The sequence below is a fragment of the Pedobacter frigiditerrae genome (genome assembly GCF_004331645.1).
Taxonomy (GTDB): Bacteria; Bacteroidota; Bacteroidia; order Sphingobacteriales; family Sphingobacteriaceae; genus Pedobacter; species Pedobacter frigiditerrae.
The window spans coordinates 1297237-1312748 of record NZ_SJSK01000001.1 but is presented as its reverse complement, the minus strand read 5'-3'; the positions used below and the strand labels follow the sequence as shown (position 1 = coordinate 1312748).

Sequence of the window (15512 nt, the reverse complement as noted above, 5' to 3'; positions counted from 1 at the left end):
CTTAAGCATAAACAATATTATCATGAAAATAAATAAGTTATGGTTACTGTTAGCTATCATTAGCATAGCAACAGCTTGTAAAAAACTTGATCAAGAACCTCAGTCCACAGCTTCTAAAGCAGCTATCTTTGGTAGTGAAAATGGCTTACAATTGTATGCTAATTCCTTTTATAGCATATTGCCTGGCAACTCTACCAGTTTAGATGCAATGTCTGATTATTTAGCAGTTAAAGAAGTGCCAAGCTTTATACAAGAAGGTGTTTACGCACCAAACTTAAGTTCTGGCTGGAGCTGGGGCGACTTAAGAAACATCAATTATTTTATTGTAAATAATACCGATCCAAAAATATCTACAGAGGCAAGAAGAAACTATTTAGGTCTTGCCAGATTTTTTAGAGCCTATTTTTACTTTGAAAAAGTGAAAAGATTTGGTGATGTGCCTTGGATAAACAAACCCCTTGAAGTTACGGATCCTACGCTTTACAACGGTAGAGATAAAAGAACACTGGTAATGGATTCTGTACTTGCAGACATTAATTATGCTGCGGAAAATATTAAAAGTGCTAATGACCCGTCAAGAAGCACAATAACTAAAGATGTAGCATTAGGTCTAAAATCTAGAATTTGTCTTTTCGAGGGAACTTTTAGAAAATATCATACTGAATTAAACCTGCAAAGCACATCAACAGAGTGGCTAAACAATGCCGTAAGTGCAGCTAGGACAATAATGGATAAAAATACTTATACTATTAACACCGCTGGTGGTACGAGTAGTTCTTATCGTCAGGTTTTTATTAGCTCAGCACCCGTTAGTACCGAAGTAATGTTATCTTCAATATGCGATTTAACTTTAAACGTACTAAACGAGGCCAACTGGTGGTGGACAAGTGGAACTTATGGAGCAAAAGCCAGTTTTACAAGAACCTTTATCAATACCTATCTCAATATTGATGGCACACCTTATACAGACAATCCTAATTATACAACAATGTTATTTAAGGATGAGGTAAAAAATAGAGATTTAAGGCTTAAACAAACCATTCGCTCTGCAGATTACAAAAGAATAAGTGGAGGCGTACAAGTTGCAGCTCCACCTGTTTTTTCTTATACATTTACTGGCTATCAACCTATAAAATGGACATTAGACGATATGTATTATGATGCTGGAGCATTAAACATTAATTCTATATCGATGATGAGATTTGCTGAAATATTATTGAATTATGCTGAAGCTAAAGCAGAACTAGGTACTTTAACTGATCAAGACTGGGTTTTAACAGTAGGTAGATTACGATCTAGAGCTGGTATTACAGGCGGTTTAACTGCAAAACCTACCGTTATCGATCCTTATTTAGTGGCCAATTATTTCCCTAATATTACTGATGCAAGCATATTAGAAATTAGAAGAGAAAGAGGAATTGAATTAAGTTTAGAAGGACTTCGATTTAGCGATATTTTAAGATGGAAAAGAGGTGAACTAATGGAGAAAGAATGGAATGGTTTTAATGTGCCAACTTTAAACACACCAATGGACCTAAACGAGGATGGCATATTAGATGTTGCCTTCTATCAAGGTACAAAACCAACTCCAGCAGTAGCAGGTGTTACCTATGTTGATGTTTCTAACACTATTGGAGGTAAAGTCAATTCCCAAAAATTAAAAAATGGAACTTCTGGACAATTAATTTGGTTAAACGAAATCTCGAGAAAGTGGAGCGATAAACAATACTATTATCCAATTCCTCAGGCAGATGCACTTAGAAACCCAGCTCTTGGCCAAAACCCAGGTTGGTTTTAATTATTATTAAAAACTAAATATTAAGATGAAAACAAAATTCTTACTGATTGTTTCGATGTTCCTAACAACAACAATTAACTTAAACGCACAATCATTTAACATTGCCACATTTAATATTAGATATGATAATCCAAAAGATTCTGGAAATCTTTGGGTTGATCGTGCGCCAATAGTCTCTAATCTTATTCGCTTTCATAATTTTGATGTTTTCGGCGTTCAAGAAGGATTAAAAAACCAATTGGATGACATGAGCAAGGCTTTACCAGAATATGCCAGGTATGGTCGTGGGCGTGATGATGGTAAAGAAGCTGGAGAGCATTCTGCCATATATTACAAAAAAGATAGATTTAAATTAGTAAAAAGCGGCGACTTCTGGCTATCAGAAACCCCTAATGTACCAGGTAAAGGATGGGATGCTACTTGCTGTAACCGCATTTGTACATGGGTTTATTTAGAAGACATCAAAACCAAGAAAAAATTCTACACCTTTAATGTACATTTTGATCATCAAGGGATCATTGCCCGTAAAGAAAGCGGCAAATTAATGGTGCTAAAAATAAAGGAAATAGCAGGAAATGAACCCGTATTATTAACAGGCGATCTTAATGCAAGTAGGGAAAGTGAATGGTATTTATCCGTTGCAAATTCTGGTATCGTTAAAGATACTTATACTGATGTAAAATACCCTTATCAAAACAACTCATCTAGCAATGGCTTTAGGATACCTCGCGGAATGACTGTGATTGATCATATTTTTATGTCAAAACAATTTAAAGCTACCAGATGGGGCATCTTAACCGACACCTATTTCGGAAAATATCCTTCAGACCATTTCCCTGTTACGGCTACGGTTAACCTATAAAAACAAAAGATTAATCTAATATTAAAGGCTTGGAAATGTTTAATTTCCAAGCCTTTTTATTTTAAGTGCGACTAGGTTAATAGAACAACGTATAGCTTATTTTCTTATCAACAAAAGCAAATGCATGAGCAGCTATCCAAAAGCAGTCTTGCTATTGCGTATAGCCTTAATAAAAATTCGGGGCTGCCGGCGTTATCAGGTTTATTAAAGAAAAGATTGCGGTTCTTAGAAACAAAAGAACCACATAGCCACATACCATTTTCTAGCTATGTTTTCTATGTCAATAGGTGCTAAAAAATTTAGCTCTTAATTTTCAAAACCATTCCTGGTTGTAAAGCAGCCTTTTTTAAACCGTTAAGTTTTTTGAGACTTGCCACAGTTGCGCCATCAAATTTTTCGGCTATGCCAGATAAAGTATCCCCAGCTTTAACCTTATAAGTAATGAAATCTGATTTTGTTATTTTCTTGGCAGCAGGCGCCGCGTTTGAACCATGTATTTTTAAAGTTTGACCAGGAATAACTGTATTGCTTTTTAAATCGTTCCAAACTTTTAAATCCTGTACTTCTACATTAAACAAGTCAGCAATAATTGTTAAGTTCTGACCAGGTTTAACTTTATATACATTGCTTTTTGATTTAGTAGGAATTGGCTTGTTAGCTAAAGCCTTTTTACGCAAATCCCTTACATCATCTGTCGAAGCTAAGAAAACACTTCTATCCGTTTCAACATCATTATTTAAAACATCATAAAGTTTAGCAAAATCATTCTGTTCTATTCTTGGTAATATTAATCTTTTAGGCAAACCATCGGTTCCGTTTACAATCTTCCTTTTGTAAGATGGATTTAAGCCATACAGTGTAGATTCATCATAATTAATCGCCTTGGCAATATCGGCCAATGCCACAAAATGATTAACCTGAATGGTGTCTGTTTTTAAATTGATTGATGGAGCTTGAGAAACAATACCATGAGTTTGAGAGTAGTTCATTAAATACACCGCAGCAATATATGCTGGCACATAATCACGTGTTTCCTTTGGCAAAAATTTACGGATTTCCCAAAAATCTCTTGAACCAGCTTTATCAATGGCACGAGTAACATTTCCTTTTCCGCAATTGTAAGCTGCAATGGCTAAAAGCCAGTCGCCAAGTTCTTCATAAGCATCTCTAAAATAAGCAGCGGCAGCATAACTTGCCTGAATTGGGTCTTTGCGTTCGTCAACAAAGTTATCCATATTTAAGCCATAAGCTTTTGCAGTGCCAAACATAAATTGCCACATTCCAGTCGCACCAACCCTAGAAATGGCATGTGGATTCATTGATGATTCGATAATAGGCAAGTATTTGATTTCTGCTGGAATATTATAAGCCTTTAAAGCACCTTCAAATATTGGAAAATAATAAGTTGACAGGCCTAACATTTTTCCCATCCTATCTTTTTGCTTGCTTAAAACATCAATGAAATTCTGAACGTATTCATTATAGCTGAGGGGAACAGTTTTCTGAATGGAATCTAAGCGAAGCTTATAAGTTAAGTTTTGATTATAAAACAACAAATCTTTTACAACTGGAACAGGAACTGTATCTGGAGTTGAACTGGTAATCTTTTTAAAAAGAGAATCACTTTGTGCAGATTTTACAGGGTTTTGAGCTTGAGCAGAAAAAAAAGCTAAAAAACTCAACAGGGTTAGTACTATTCTTCTCATAGGCTGTTTTAAATTACGTCATTTCGACGGTAGGAGAAATCTATTTTTAATTTATCTAAAAGATTCCTCGTCGCATCCCTCTGTCGAAATGACGGTTAAGCTGTTAAAAAACTATGTGATAAATTGAGCAACTCTTGCTCGTTAAAGTGTTTGGTCATTAACTGAACACTTAACGGTAAACCACTTTTATTATTGCCCAACGGCAAGGCAACTGCTGGAATACCAGCCAATGAGGCCAAAACAGTATATATATCTGCCATATACATAACCAATGGGTCTTGCATATTTTCGCCAATTTTAAAGGCTGGTGTAGGTGTAACGGGACTTAGTAAAAAATCATGTTTACCTAACAATTCATCAACCTTGTTTCTGATTAATCGACGAACTTGTTGTGCTTTTTGGTAATAAGCATCGTAATATCCTGCACTTAGTACAAACGTACCTAGCATAATCCTACGCTTTACTTCTTCCCCAAAACCTTCGGCTCTGGATGATTTATACAGGTTATTTAAACTTTCTGCCTGTGTATTTCTATAACCGTAATGAACGCCATCATAACGAGAAAGATTAGATGAAGCTTCTGCCGTTGTTAACACATAATAAGCCGGAACCATATAATCTAATAAATCAAAAGAAACATACTCTATCGTATGACCTTGAGATTTTAAAGTTTCAATGGCATTTAAAATAGCAGCTTTAATTTCAGAATCCAATGCATCGTTCTCAATGGTTTCTTTTAAAACAGCAATTTTCTTTTTTCCGCCTTGCGATAAATTTTGAGAATAATTTGGAACAGGAAGAGATGAAACTGTACTGTCAGTATCATCAACACCTGCTAAAACTTCTAATAATAAAGCTGCATCACTAACTGATGAAGTGATGGTGCCAACTTGGTCAAAAGATGATGCATAAGCTATGATACCATAGCGAGAAATTCGTCCGTATGTAGGTTTAAAGCCAATATTACCACAAAATGCAGCAGGTTGACGAACAGAACCACCAGTATCTGTACCTAATGCAGCCAAACACATATCTGCCTGAACAGCAACTGCCGAGCCTCCAGAAGAACCACCAGCAACTCTTTCTTCATCAATGGCGTTTTTAACTGGGCCGAAATAAGAAGTTTCATTTGAGCCACCCATTGCAAATTCATCGCAGTTTAATCTGCCTATGATAATAGCATCTTCTGCTAACAAACGATTAACAACAGTTGAAGAATATGGAGACACAAAACCTTCCAACATTTTAGATGATGCAGAAACCTGATGGTCTAGGTAACAAATGTTATCTTTAATACCGATTACCATTCCTGCAAGTTTGCCAGCGGTTCCATTATCAATTTTTTGTTGAACCAAATCAGCTTGTTTTTTTGTGGAATCAAAAAACACCTCATTAAAAGCATTGAGGTGTTGATTTTTTTCTATTTGCTCAAAATAATGAGTTATTAACTGTAATAAGGTTAACTGCTTTTGCGCAAGTTGGCCTTGTATCTCTGTTAAAGAGGTATATTTCTTCAAAGTTTAAATTTAAATCAAGAAACGATAGAACTTAAGGTTTGGTTTGGTTTTGATTGTTGTTTGGATTATCGCTATCAATACCGTCTTTACCATCTTTAAATTCTTTCATTCCCTTACCTAAACCACGCATTAATTCTGGAATTTTTTTACCCCCGAATAATAACAATAATGCCAAAACGATTAGTGTAATTTCCATTGGCCCTAATGCGGCTAACATGGTTGGTTGTGTCATGATATTTTATATTTAGTTTTTTAAATCAATTATGTTAATTCTATGAGTAAGAATCTTTATTTTTTTTTACTTCTTCATCTTCTTCTACAACTACTTTTTCTTCAGTTGCTGTAGTTTGTACTGGTGCTTCTTCCTCTGTTGGATGATGACGTTCTGAATGATTTTCTTCAATCAATTTTTCTTCCTCTTTAGTTTCTTCCTCACTAGTTACGGAATTAATGTTGCGATGGATTTCTCTCTTCACGCCTTCAGAAGCATCTTTAAACTCTCTAATTCCTTTTCCTAAACCTCTTGCCAATTCTGGTAACTTTTTACCTCCAAATAACAAAAGTACAGCCACCATGATGAGCATCATCTCACCACCACCCATGTTTAAGAACTCTAATAACGTGCTTGAATACATTTTAAACTTATTTTATACAAATATAGACAATTAATTTGCCTAAAAGATTAACGAGCTAACCAGCTTTCTGGATTTAATGGGGTACTTCCCCTTCGAATCTGAAAACCCACTTCTGGAGAACCGTCAGTATTTGCGGCACTTCCAATTGTTTGCTTCGTACTTACATTATCTCCTTTTGAAACACTTACGCTTTTTAAATTCTCATAGATGGTGAAATATTCTCCATGTTTTATCACCACATAGAATTTTCCAAATTTATCAAATACTGTTGAGACCTTACCATTAAATACTGCTCTCACAGCCGCACCCTCATTGGTTTGGTAAATGATACCTTCATGGTTATCTGTCGCTTGATCAACCTTTACAACACCAAAACGGCTAGTAATGTATCCAGTTGCAACGGGTGCTGGTAAGCTTCCTTTATTGCTTTCAAAAGCACTCGATAGCTTAGCTGACTCTGGAGTTGCCCTTAATACTTCACTATTGGTTTTTGGTTTATTAGATGCTACTACAGGAACAGGCCTATTCTCTGCTTTAGCTCTTGCTGCTGCTATTCTTTCGGCTTCCCTTGCCTCATCTTCAGCTTTCTTCTTTTCTATTGCAATAATGCGATTGATTTCAGCTCGGATTTGTCTATCTAAAGCAGCACGCTGATCTCTATTTCTCTTAATATCTTGTGCAAACTGTTTCTCTTGTTTACTTAATTGGTTCAATACAACAGCTTGTTCGCTTTTTTTCTTATCCAACCTATTTTTTTCGCTTAGTTGCTGATTAAGCAAATTGGTTTTATTTTTTAAATCGTGGTCTAAAACACTAATCTGGTTGTTTAAATCTTTTTCTGTCCCTTGGATATAAGCTGCTTGTTTTTTACGATATTGACCAAACTGCTGCAAATACTTAATCCTTTTGTAAGCTTGGTTAAAATCATTTGCAGCAAAAATGAACATCATTTTATCATAAGAGTTTCGGTTGCGTTGGGCAAACCTAATCATCCCTGCGTATTCCTTCTTTAAATCTGATAAACGAGTTTGAAGGTTATGTACTTTGCCAGTATTCTCAGTAATTTTATTATCAAGACTTCTCATCTCAGAGTTGATGGTAGAAATCTTGTCTTGCATTAAACGCACTTGTGCTTTAATGGTATTGATCTGCCCTAAAGTCAGTTTCTTACCATTTGTTGTTTTATTTAAATTCTTTTGCGCTAATTCAATTTGCCTTTCAATAGCTTCTTTTTTCTGCTTAAGTTCTTTAAGCTCCCTACTTGTTTGTTGCGCAAAACCTGCAGTACAAAAACCTACAAATAGCAGGGATAGAAATAGTTTGTTTAACTTCATTGCGCCAAAAATATAAAAAATTTAGTTGATTACCTCGTAACTTTTAGGAACAGAAAAGGGGAAATCAACAGGTACATTACTTTCAATTTTAACAAATTCTATAGATATATCTATCTTTTTTGCGCCAGACATTGAGTTAATTTTTAAACTTGATGGAAACAAAGCATTGTTAACTGGTGTATATTCTCCATAAACAACCTTTAATGCTTGAGCATTTTTTACATCGTTTAAATTAGTCTCATTAGGTTTCAAAAGCGTATTAAATAAAATACGATAAACCAAATCTTCGGCATTACCATTTAAAACCCAAACACTATTCTCTTGCTTCAAATCAGATTTTTCTGTCATGAATTCTGTAATGGTATTTCCAGAAAGAACGGCCTGCAACATTTTAAAGCTAACTTGTTTACTTGTAAAGCTATAAACATAACTAAATGGCTTTTTAGTATAGGTCTTCTGTAAATTATTCCTTAACAGCAAACTATCTGGAGTAATTACCGCCCTTGCCCCTTCTATACCAGCAAGACCAGTAACGCTAACCCAAATCTTTTTATCCTTCTCCATTCTAATGTTCAACGTTACATTGTTTTCATCCCCATTAACTTTTAAACTGGTTTTGCCTTTTAAAGACAGAGTATTAAACGGTAAATCTTTACTTTTTAAAAGCGCTAAATTTTGAGGTTTTTCATCTGCCTTAACCACAACTTTTTCTTGAGGTGCATCTGGGGTAGCTACAATTATCTTTTTTGGCCTACAGCCTACGGCTAGCAATACAATTGCAATTAGCGAAAAGCTATTTAATATATTTCTTCTCATTGATTTTCTTATTTAGTTTTTCGGAATCATTTCCTCCTTGTTTGGCCTTCCGCCATTGAACTACAGCTTTTTCCTTTTCACCTTTTAAGAAAAGAATGTCACCGTAATGCTCCAAGTAAACAGGATTTGAAGCCTCATTGTTTTGCAAAGCCTTTTCTATCCAGCTTAAAGCTAAATCATACTTACCTAATTTGAACAGCACTATTGCGTAACTATCTAGTACCGAAGCATTTTTGGGTAAAGCCATTGCAGCTTTTGCAGCTAGGGTTTCAGCTTTAGCTAGATTCTGGTTTCGCAATGCCAAATAATAGGCATAATTGCTTATGGTTAAATAATTATCTGGTGCTAGTGAAATAGCTTTGTCAAATGCTACATCAGCTTCTTTCAGTTTTTCTTGATCAATAAGTACTTCTGCTTGTAAAGCAAAAATCATTGCTTTTAAATTATTATCATCACCATCTAATTGCAAGGCCGATTTAATTTCTAATCCCGCTTCGGCATTTTGACTATTTCTGTGCAAAGCAAAAGCCCTATAATAATATAAAATCGCTTGATTTGGGTAAATTGATAATGCGTCCTCACCTGTTTTTATCGCTTCTGTGTACAACCCCATTAAAGTTTGAACACCCAAAAGTTTTTCCCAAGCTAGATACAATTGGTCTGAGATTTTTAGAGCAGCCTGATATTGTTCTTTTGCTTTGGTCAAATTCCCTTGCTGGTAAAGTACATCTCCATATAAAAGCAACAACTTAGCATCTGCTGGATGAGTTTTCACAGCTATTTCGGCTAAATCTGTTGCATCCTTAACAACCAACTGATTACTAAATCGTGGCAACATTCCGCTAACAATTTTAATTTTATTGGCAATAGGCATTACCGGATTTGCAAAGGCAGATTTTAAAGGTAAAATTGCTAATTCGTTCTTCTTCTGCGATTGATAAATATCAGCCATTGCTAAATCAACTTCAAAATTCTCTGGTTCTAAGGTTTTTGCTTTTTGAAGCATGGCAACGGCATCATCCTTCTTATTCTTCTCTAACAAGATGCCGCTTAAATAAAGCATATTCTTTACATCAGTGGGATTTTCTGCCAGCAACTTATTAATATCGTCGGTATTTGGCGTAGTGCTACTTTGAATCGTTACTCGCTGTTTTGCTAAGATTAAATCTTTCGATGAGCCGAACTTTTTTTCAATCTCATCATAAACAGCTTTTGATTCATCTATTTTCCCAGAAATGAAAAGTGCATTTGCCTTATCGAAATAATAATTGTCTTCTTCTGGTTCCAATTGGATAAGTTGATTGAAAACTTGTACCAGCGCATCCATATTTCCGTTACGTTTATATATTTCTGCTTGAAGCTTTAAGTACCAAACGTTTTTAGGATTAATCTCAATTGCTTTTTTTATGGAAGTTTCTGCATCTAGCAGTTTATTCTGACGATAATTTACCGTTGCCAATTCAAAATAAGCTGCATCATTTTTGGCATCAAGTGCAATAATTTTAGTGAAATTAGTACCGGCATTGGCATAGTTCTCAGCCATTTTCTCTTTAATACCAGCAAAAAAAAGTTCTTTCACAACATTTCCCTCTTTACTTTCAGGAAGCGGGGGTTCTTGCGCAAATAATGTGATTTGCACAAAAAGCAAGAAAAGAAATGGTAAGCTAAACTTCATTATATAGCCGTAAATATTAAATCGTGAATATACAAAATCAAAAAGATGTCATCCTCATCATACCTGTCCCGACTTCTTCGGGAGTCGAAGGAATTCTTTTTGATCTTATGAGTCAAATAAGTCTTCGACTACACTCAGACTGACAAACTTAAGGAATCTACTTACCTGTATGTCCGTAACCGCCAACACCACGAGTCGTATCACTTAATTCTTCTACATTTTCCCAACTAATGGTTTCATGTTTTGCAATTACCATTTGTGCAATCCTATCACCATCATTAATTGTAAAGTCAGCATCTGATAAGTTAACCAACAATACTTTTATCTCCCCACGATAATCAGCATCTATAGTTCCTGGAGAATTAACAATTCCAATTCCGTGTTTAAATGCTAATCCGCTACGCGGTCTAATTTGAGCTTCGTAACCAATTGGCAACTCAATATGTAAACCAGTTGGGACTAAAAGTCGTTGCAAGGGTTTAATTGTAATTTGTTCTGGCATAAAAGCTCTTAAATCCATTCCCGCAGCGTGTGCAGTTTCATAAGCGGGCAATGGGTGAGTAGAGTGATTGATGATTTTAATCTTCATAAAAACTGTTAACTTCTTTTTAAAATTTTCATTAAGTCATTCTTTTCAAAGTAAACTATACCAACAATAAATGTTAGAAGTAAGGCATTACCGATGTAGATATTTTTATTAAATATAAAGAATGATGAAAAAACAATAATAATGGATATAATCAAATACGCTAAAATCTTTTTGAGATTGTATGGTATTGGGTAATATTTCTGTCCAAGTACATATGATAATACCATCATTACAAAATAGGCGAGCATACTTACCCATGCAGAGCCCATATAACTGTACTTAGGAATTAATATTAGATTTAAAACAATGGTAATTACTGCACCCACAACAGAAATATAAAGGCCAAAACGAGTTTGATCTGATAACCGATACCAAATGGAGAGGTTCATATAAATCCCCAGACAAACATAACCCAACAACAAATAAGGAACCGCTGGCAAGCCCACCCAATATGCTTCTTTGCGAATAAAGAATTTCAGTATCTCTATGTTAGCTACAATTGCAACAAATAGTACAACCAAGGCAATTACAAAGTACTTTAAAATAGTGGCATAGGTCTCCTTTGCATTTTCATGTTTCGAATGACTGAAAAAAAATGGTTCTGCACCTAGCCTAAAAGCAGTAATAAAAATGCTCAAGAAAATTGCAATTTTACATACTGCTCCATAAATACCAACATCGCCATTAGCTATCAATGGTGGCAGCAATTCCTTTAGTACGATTTTATCTAAATTTTCATTAATAATAAACGAAAGGTTTGCCACCAAAATTGGCCAGCTATAAGAAAACATATCACTAAATAATTTCTTATCAAACCTAAATTGCAATTTTAAAAACTCAGGAGTTAAAAAAATTAATGTAGCGACACTAGCTATTAAATTGGATAAAAACACGTATCCAATCCATTGATAATGATACCAAGAGGAAAGCCAGTTAGCGCCTAGCCAATCATTTTTAATAATTGCAGGCACCACAAAAAGAAAAATAAGGTTAAAGCCTACAAAGCAGCCAATGTTTAAAAATTTAGCAATACTATATTTAAATGGCCTGCCATCTGCCCTTAATTTAGCAAATGGAATTACACAAATGGCATCCACGTATAAAATCCATAAAAAGAAGCTAAAGTATTTCTTGTAATCTGTAATTTCTGATACACTTGTAGCTAGATACGTAGCAATTGGAGTAGAAAAAATTAAACCTGTAATTAAAAATAAGGTAGAAATAAAAGCAATACATAAGAATGAATTATTGTATACTTCTTGTTTTTTATCTTCGAATTTGTTAAGGTACCTGAAATAGGTACTCTCCATTCCAAAAGCTAGAATTGCGTTGATTATGGAAGCATTAGCATACATATTCGTAAAAATTCCATATACGCTTGTTGTATAAACTCCAGTATAAATAGGTGTCAGGATAAAATTGAATAGCCTTGAGAAAACAGTACTTAAACCATAAACCGCAGTTTGACCAAGAAATTTTTTATATACAGACAAGTTAATTTTAGATTTTAGATTTTAGATTTTGGATTTCTGAGGACCACTCAAAACCTAGTCTAAAATTATTTAATATTCTTTAATTGATTTTCAATCGTAAATCGTAATTCTCAAATCATAAATCTACATTACCAAAGCAAATTCTTTTTTACAACTTCAAAGTTGCGATAATTTTTAAGTTCTCCATCTACAACTTCTACATTTTCTACCTTGGCTTTTTCCGGACCTTCATTACACCATTCTACAAACATTTCTAAAGTGCTTTTGTCAGCCTCTGCCTCTATGTAAACCGTGCCATCTTTTTGATTTTTGACCAAGCCTTTTACACCCATTTGGTCGGCAACAGCTTTTGTACTTGCCCTAAAAAAAACACCCTGAACCTTACCTGTTACTTTTATATTGATGTGTTTCATTTATCTAATTCTGTTTTTACTTTTTCTTTTGGAACGTGATTCTTAGCTTTCTTCTTTAACAAAAAGATGGCAACAACAATTAGAATAACCGTTATTAAAGCTAATATTCTTTTATAAATCATTTAAATTATTCTTATGTTAAATCGGACTTCCAAAAACAACTTTCCCAAATAAAATTGAGAAAACACAATATATAGCTATCGGTATTAGCAATAATTTCATATCTGTATGAGCCATAAAAAATTTAATCATAGCTAAACTGCTTACCACATAATGAATTAAATTCCCAATAGCTACAGGCTTGCTATAAATTCCGCCTATTATATTGGCTTTTGCTGTCCAATTTAGAAAACCAAAACCAAAATAAATAGCCCCTAATATTTGAATTACTAAAGGAAGAATTCCTGTACCATCAACTCCTATAAATTTTAAAATTTCATTAGGAAGAAATGAACATAGTATGCCAATAACTAGCATTATAATAGAACTAACTGTCATTAATATTTTTGTATTCATCACTTTCAATTAATCCTCAAATTTCAGATTACTTAACAATTGTCGTTCCTGCAAAAATTCACTCCAAATTTCATTTAAAATTTCCGCAGCAGGTTTAATTTCATTCAGCATTGCTGATACTTGTCCAATTTCCAATTCGCCCTGTTCCATATCGCCTTCAAACATACCTAATTTTGCTCTGGCCCTACCTAAAAGCACTATTAAATCTGCCGTATTTGCACCTTGAGCCTCAGCTTGAGCAACCGCATCTGCAAACTCATTCTTCAATAAACGTACAGGAACCAGTTTCTTCATCCTCAATTTGGTATCGCCTTCGGCCGAAGAAATAATTTTTTCCTTAAACTTTGGATGAGCAGATGACTCTTCTGCAACTGCAAAAGCAGAACCAATTTGAACGGCATCTGCACCCAATGCAAAAGCGGCTAACATTGCTTTTCCGCTTCCAATTCCACCTGCCGCAATTACCGGGATTTTTACCGCAGCTCTAATCATTGGAATTAAGCAAAGCGTGGTTGTTTCTTCTCTTCCATTATGGCCACCAGCTTCAAAACCTTCTGCTACGATGGCATCAACTCCACATTGCTCTGCTTTTAATGCAAATTTTGTATTAGCAATTACATGGACCACCGTTATTTTTTTTTCTTTTAAAAATGATGTCCAAGTAGCTGGATTACCTGCAGAGGTAAAAACAATCTTCACATCTTCTTCCACCAAGATATTGATGATCTCCTCTACATTTGCGTAAAGCAAAGGAACGTTTACTGCAAAAGAATTTGAGGTTGCAACTTTACATTTTTGAATGTGCATTCTCAAAACATCTGGATACATTGAGCCTGCTCCGATGATGCCCAATCCACCCGCATTAGAAACCGCAGCTGCTAATTTCCAACCACTGCACCAAACCATGCCTGCCTGAATAATTGGATATTTAATACCAAAAAGCTCTGTAATGCTATTAGCCATAGTGCTAAAATAAACGTTTTATAGTAGTATCTTTTTTTATCATTCTGTCTTCGGCAATGCTGATTAAAATAATCCCTGGCTTTTTTCCTTTTTCTAAACTTCCATACTGTGCACCTAGTCCTAAAAAATCGGCTCCATTTATAGTTCCCCATTTTAAAGATTCTTCAAAAGAAATACCTTTTTCATCTTGCAAAGTTCGCATCTCTGCCAAGATATTTAATTGATGATTACTTGCTAAACTATCTGTGCCTAATGTGATTTTCAAATCTTCACTTTTTAACAAATCTACAGCTGGTAAATTATTTTCGATGTAAATATTTGCGTTAGGACATAAACACCAATAAAGTTTTTGATGTGCTTGTTTAGAAAAATCAACATCAGCTTTGCTACTAAATGTATTATGTACCAATAGTGTATTTACCTTTTTTGATAGTTTAGGCAAGTGATATTTCAATGAATTTTCTCCCGAGTTATGGGCATCACTTTTTGCAATACCTAGCTCGGCAAAAAAATCGGCAAATTTCCCCGTCCCCTTTTCAAAAAGTTCATTTTCCCCTATCGTTTCTTGGTTATGGATGCTTGAAATATCATCAAACTTTGTTACTTTTTCAATTTCATTAAATAAAGATGGGGAAACTGAATAAGGCGCATGTGGCACAATTGAAGCTTTTAATGGCTCAAAACCTTTTTTTATTTCAGTCCCAGCAGCAATAATTGGTTCAGATGGCCTATTAAATCCAAATACTTCCACAAAGGTGTGATAATAGATTTTACTCTTAAGCTTTACAGATTTTGATATAAGGAGATTTGAAATATCGCCAACTGCAGCTATTCCATTATTGTACATTTCTGCATCTGCATTTTGCATGGCTGAAATGATTTCATCTTCCGGCTGTTGCCGCTGACTTAATATTTGCTTAATGAAAGTTGTTAATCCGGTTTTTTCTTCAATTTTTCCTCGCAGATGAGAAAGCTCTAAATGACAATGTGTATTGATAAATCCAGGAACTATTACTCCATCATAATGCTTAACACCTCTAATTCCTTGAGCTTCTTCGGCAGACAGAACGGCATTGATACTTCCATCTTCATTTACACCAATAACCCCATTTTTAATTGGTGGATGAGTTACAGGAAAAATCCAATCGGCAGTTATATAAGCTTCCATTAGTACAAATTAAGCTTAATAACTGCA

The 15512-nt window shown here is 34.7% G+C and carries 15 protein-coding genes; 2 read left to right on the top strand and 13 right to left on the bottom strand.

All coding sequences use genetic code 11. From position 1 onward, the window contains the following. Positions 1 to 22: 22 nt before the first annotated feature. Positions 23 to 1798 (top strand): RagB/SusD family nutrient uptake outer membrane protein, encoded by a 1776-nt coding sequence (locus EZ428_RS05630; protein ID WP_131552120.1) that lies wholly within the window; start codon positions 23 to 25, stop codon positions 1796 to 1798. Positions 1799 to 1823: 25 nt separating this feature from the next. Beyond that, complete coding sequence (locus EZ428_RS05625; protein WP_131552119.1) at positions 1824 to 2660, top strand: endonuclease/exonuclease/phosphatase family protein; 837 nt, start codon at positions 1824 to 1826, stop codon at positions 2658 to 2660. Between the two features lie 299 nt (positions 2661 to 2959). Here the strand turns inward: EZ428_RS05625 and EZ428_RS05620 are convergent, their stop codons facing one another. The 13 genes from EZ428_RS05620 to EZ428_RS05560 form a co-directional block, all read right to left on the bottom strand. Continuing rightward, complete coding sequence (locus EZ428_RS05620) at positions 2960 to 4366, bottom strand: lytic transglycosylase domain-containing protein (RefSeq protein WP_131552118.1); 1407 nt, start codon at positions 4364 to 4366, stop codon at positions 2960 to 2962. A gap of 95 nt (positions 4367 to 4461) precedes the next feature. Beyond that, positions 4462 to 5883: an Asp-tRNA(Asn)/Glu-tRNA(Gln) amidotransferase subunit GatA gene (gene gatA / locus EZ428_RS05615; protein WP_131552117.1), complete on the bottom strand. Its 1422-nt coding sequence runs from the start codon at positions 5881 to 5883 to the stop codon at positions 4462 to 4464. Between the two features lie 31 nt (positions 5884 to 5914). Beyond that, a complete protein-coding gene (locus EZ428_RS05610) occupies positions 5915 to 6115 on the bottom strand; it encodes a twin-arginine translocase TatA/TatE family subunit (protein ID WP_131552116.1) in 201 nt (66 codons plus the stop codon). A gap of 40 nt (positions 6116 to 6155) precedes the next feature. Beyond that, on the bottom strand, positions 6156 to 6518 hold the full coding sequence (locus EZ428_RS24200) for a Sec-independent protein translocase subunit TatA/TatB (RefSeq protein WP_225871000.1): 363 nt from the start codon (positions 6516 to 6518) through the stop codon (positions 6156 to 6158). Positions 6519 to 6565: 47 nt separating this feature from the next. Continuing rightward, the gene (locus EZ428_RS05600; RefSeq protein ID WP_131552115.1) at positions 6566 to 7852 is read right to left on the bottom strand and encodes a murein hydrolase activator EnvC family protein; all 1287 of its coding nucleotides are present in this window, start codon (positions 7850 to 7852) and stop codon (positions 6566 to 6568) included. A gap of 21 nt (positions 7853 to 7873) precedes the next feature. Next, positions 7874 to 8668: a DUF4292 domain-containing protein gene (locus EZ428_RS05595; protein WP_131552114.1), complete on the bottom strand. Its 795-nt coding sequence runs from the start codon at positions 8666 to 8668 to the stop codon at positions 7874 to 7876. Further along, positions 8646 to 10343 (bottom strand): tetratricopeptide repeat protein, encoded by a 1698-nt coding sequence (locus tag EZ428_RS05590; protein ID WP_131552113.1) that lies wholly within the window; start codon positions 10341 to 10343, stop codon positions 8646 to 8648. Before EZ428_RS05590 ends, EZ428_RS05595 begins: the two co-directional genes overlap by 23 nt. Positions 10344 to 10500: 157 nt before the next feature. Next, positions 10501 to 10932, bottom strand: a complete 432-nt coding sequence (gene dut, locus EZ428_RS05585; protein ID WP_131552112.1) for a dUTP diphosphatase — start codon at positions 10930 to 10932, stop codon at positions 10501 to 10503. Between the two features lie 8 nt (positions 10933 to 10940). Beyond that, positions 10941 to 12425, bottom strand: coding sequence for a lipopolysaccharide biosynthesis protein (locus EZ428_RS05580; RefSeq protein WP_131552111.1), 1485 nt, complete (start codon positions 12423 to 12425; stop codon positions 10941 to 10943). Between the two features lie 128 nt (positions 12426 to 12553). Further along, a complete protein-coding gene (locus EZ428_RS05575; RefSeq protein ID WP_131552110.1) occupies positions 12554 to 12838 on the bottom strand; it encodes an acylphosphatase in 285 nt (94 codons plus the stop codon). A 138-nt stretch (positions 12839 to 12976) separates the two neighbouring features. Continuing rightward, the gene (locus EZ428_RS05570; protein WP_131552109.1) at positions 12977 to 13354 is read right to left on the bottom strand and encodes a hypothetical protein; all 378 of its coding nucleotides are present in this window, start codon (positions 13352 to 13354) and stop codon (positions 12977 to 12979) included. Between the two features lie 9 nt (positions 13355 to 13363). After that, positions 13364 to 14317, bottom strand: coding sequence for an NAD(P)H-dependent flavin oxidoreductase (locus EZ428_RS05565; protein WP_131552108.1), 954 nt, complete (start codon positions 14315 to 14317; stop codon positions 13364 to 13366). A gap of 4 nt (positions 14318 to 14321) precedes the next feature. Then, positions 14322 to 15485 (bottom strand): amidohydrolase family protein, encoded by a 1164-nt coding sequence (locus EZ428_RS05560; protein WP_131552107.1) that lies wholly within the window; start codon positions 15483 to 15485, stop codon positions 14322 to 14324. Between the last annotated feature and the right edge of the window lie 27 nt (positions 15486 to 15512).

Bases quoted from the DNA above. Each gene is read 5' to 3' on its own strand.
- EZ428_RS05600 (WP_131552115.1), bottom strand. From the start codon at position 7,852: ATGAAGTTAAACAAACTATTTCTATCCCTGCTATTTGTAGGTTTTTGT.
- dut (WP_131552112.1), bottom strand. From the start codon at position 10,932: ATGAAGATTAAAATCATCAATCACTCTACTCACCCATTGCCCGCTTAT.
- EZ428_RS05570 (WP_131552109.1), bottom strand. From the start codon at position 13,354: ATGAATACAAAAATATTAATGACAGTTAGTTCTATTATAATGCTAGTT.
- EZ428_RS05590 (WP_131552113.1), bottom strand. From the start codon at position 10,343: ATGAAGTTTAGCTTACCATTTCTTTTCTTGCTTTTTGTGCAAATCACA.
- EZ428_RS05565 (WP_131552108.1), bottom strand. From the start codon at position 14,317: ATGGCTAATAGCATTACAGAGCTTTTTGGTATTAAATATCCAATTATT.
- EZ428_RS05595 (WP_131552114.1), bottom strand. From the start codon at position 8,668: ATGAGAAGAAATATATTAAATAGCTTTTCGCTAATTGCAATTGTATTG.
- EZ428_RS05575 (WP_131552110.1), bottom strand. From the start codon at position 12,838: ATGAAACACATCAATATAAAAGTAACAGGTAAGGTTCAGGGTGTTTTT.
- EZ428_RS24200 (WP_225871000.1), bottom strand. From the start codon at position 6,518: ATGTATTCAAGCACGTTATTAGAGTTCTTAAACATGGGTGGTGGTGAG.
- EZ428_RS05610 (WP_131552116.1), bottom strand. From the start codon at position 6,115: ATGACACAACCAACCATGTTAGCCGCATTAGGGCCAATGGAAATTACA.
- EZ428_RS05620 (WP_131552118.1), bottom strand. From the start codon at position 4,366: ATGAGAAGAATAGTACTAACCCTGTTGAGTTTTTTAGCTTTTTTTTCT.
- EZ428_RS05625 (WP_131552119.1), top strand. From the start codon at position 1,824: ATGAAAACAAAATTCTTACTGATTGTTTCGATGTTCCTAACAACAACA.
- EZ428_RS05630 (WP_131552120.1), top strand. From the start codon at position 23: ATGAAAATAAATAAGTTATGGTTACTGTTAGCTATCATTAGCATAGCA.
- EZ428_RS05560 (WP_131552107.1), bottom strand. From the start codon at position 15,485: ATGGAAGCTTATATAACTGCCGATTGGATTTTTCCTGTAACTCATCCA.